The sequence below is a fragment of the Leptospira soteropolitanensis genome (genome assembly GCF_026151655.1).
Classification (GTDB): domain Bacteria; phylum Spirochaetota; class Leptospiria; order Leptospirales; family Leptospiraceae; genus Leptospira_A; species Leptospira_A soteropolitanensis.
This window is the reverse complement of sequence record NZ_JAMQPN010000039.1, coordinates 1-2349: the sequence shown is the minus strand read 5'-3', so window position 1 is coordinate 2349 and position 2349 is coordinate 1. Positions and strand designations below refer to the sequence as shown.

Sequence of the window (2349 nt, the reverse complement as noted above, 5' to 3'; positions counted from 1 at the left end):
GGGACTCAGGGCCAGCCTACGTCGGTTAGTCTAGTTCGTTATACGAAATTTCTCAAAACTTATGGAACAAAAAGATATTTTTAAATTAGAAAATTTCGATCTTTCAAAAATTGCAACTTATACCAAACCACGTACTTTTTTGAATAACGAAGGCTTTAGCTTTCGAATAAAATATCCAAACAAATGGACAAAAACCAACTTATTAAATGAAAACAAATTTACATTAATCCGATTTAAAGTTGAAGATGATTTAAACAAATGTGAAAACAGCTTATTAAATATCTCCATTATTGTAGAGTTCTATCAAGAATCTATTCCAGGAAGCTTTCAATTAAAAAAAGTTTCCCCCCGATCTCTTAAAACTCTATTTCCAATCGATATTGAAATAGAAAATTTAATAAGATTTGATATATTTGAACAGCAATTCTATATTGAAAATGATAAAATAGAATTTACTAAATTAATAGATTTCTGCATGAAGAATCATTTAATAACATTATATAAGTTTAATGGTTTTCCAGCACGAATTAAAATCTACATCGAACACCTGAAGTTAAGCATAACAAAACCTATCTCAAAAACTATTAGATTTATATTAAAATACCTGCTTGGAAATGAAATCACTAATGAGGAAGATCCTTTATACGACGAAAAGGAGAATAGTCTAAATATAAAGGAAATCAAGTATAACAAGAAAAAAGACTATTCTTTTGGAGAATATTCAACAAATTTTAACACTATCATATCTTACTGCTCTTTGACATTAATATTTTATGGATATATTTACTTTATTAAAATTGAAAATAAATTTTTAAGCTTTATCATAAAACTAACTGAAAACAACTTTTTTACAATTGTATTAGCAATTTTGTCTTTATCAATTTATGATAAATTATTTCGAAAAACACTTATTATATTGCATAAGGCATTAAATTTAAATGAATTTTCAGTTAACCAGAATATAAAAATAACCAAGAGAAACTTCGTATAACAGCGACTTACCGCTACGCTTCGGGACGAGCCCTCGCTCGGCCTCCGGCAAATTCCCTTTCTGGCATTCGCCTTGCTTACGCAAGCTACATGCCAGTCCCTAACGTCCCGTTCCGGGACTCAGGGTCAGGGAACTTCGGTAAGTCTAGTTCGTTATGCGAAATCGAAAAATATGAATCCAATACAAAAAAAATTTGAATATGAAATTAAGAAAATTATTGATGAATATCAATATACATCCGAAAGCAAACACCCCCTTTATACAGGTAAATCTAGGGAATCCTTAGTTTCGAACTTTTTGGCAAATTATTTAACAGAAGAATATGCTATATCCAATAATTGTTTTATAATAGACAGCTATGGAAATATCTCAAAAGAGTGCGACATCGTAATATATTCAAAAAAAACAACTAAGCAAAATTTAGCTAATGTCGAATATATTCCAATCGAAAGTGTCCATTATGTAATAGAGGTGAAATCTATTTCAACTAGTATAGAAATTAAAAAAAGCATTGAATCTGCCAGAATTATAAATTCTTTAAAAAAATCGGAAGCCTCTAAAAACACAAATCAAGTGATCATTTGCTATTTTGCATACAATAGTAAATCAAAAGTAAAACATTCAGATTTTCGAAAATTAATTAAATTTTCAGGTGGGTTCTCACCGTTACCTCCAATTCCAGTTATCTGTATACCAAACAAAGGTTATTATTATTTTGGAGTTGATACTCACCCAAATTTTGGAATATTGAATTACGCATGGTCCGTCGTTGAGGATAGATTTGAGTTCAATATTAAAATGTTTTTTATAGGTATTCTAAATACCATTAATAAAGAATTTCAAATAGGGTATTATGCTACAGAATTTGGACGAATAGATATGCTTTATTACAAAGACATTGTAAATGGATTTGAAGTGAATATCGATAGAATTGAACAGTATAATTTAATCCAAAAAGCCTCCGAAAACGGTGAACATGAAAAATGCATACGATTAATTGAAGAAAATTTTACAAAAAATGAAATGAAGAAAATACTACCAGCCCTGATACTAAACTTAGTTTCATTCAAATTAAATAGCTCTGCAGACTTTTGTCTAAATTATCTAATACAAAATTTCTCTGCCGATACTCAGTATATCGAAAAAATTAAGAAAATCTTTTCTCGTTAATTTCGACTTCGCATAACAGCGCCTTACCGCTGCGCTTCGGCACTTACGGCCTCGCTCGGTCTCCGACACATTCCTCTCCGGCACGATTTTTGCCTACGCAAATATCGCGCCGACGCTAACGCCTCCTAAGGAGGCTCAGCTACGAGGAACGTCGGTAAGCTTTTTCGTTAATTGCAATAGGTTAAATC

2 protein-coding genes are annotated in these 2349 nt (G+C 31.0%); both read left to right on the top strand.

Translation table 11 applies throughout. From position 1 onward, the window contains the following. Positions 1-61 precede the first annotated feature (61 nt). The gene (locus ND811_RS19085; RefSeq protein ID WP_265353575.1) at positions 62-991 is read left to right on the top strand and encodes a hypothetical protein; all 930 of its coding nucleotides are present in this window, start codon (positions 62-64) and stop codon (positions 989-991) included. A 171-nt stretch (positions 992-1162) separates the two neighbouring features. Continuing rightward, positions 1163-2161, top strand: a complete 999-nt coding sequence (locus ND811_RS19080) for a DUF6602 domain-containing protein (RefSeq protein WP_265353576.1) — start codon at positions 1163-1165, stop codon at positions 2159-2161. The last annotated feature ends 188 nt before the right edge of the window (positions 2162-2349 follow it).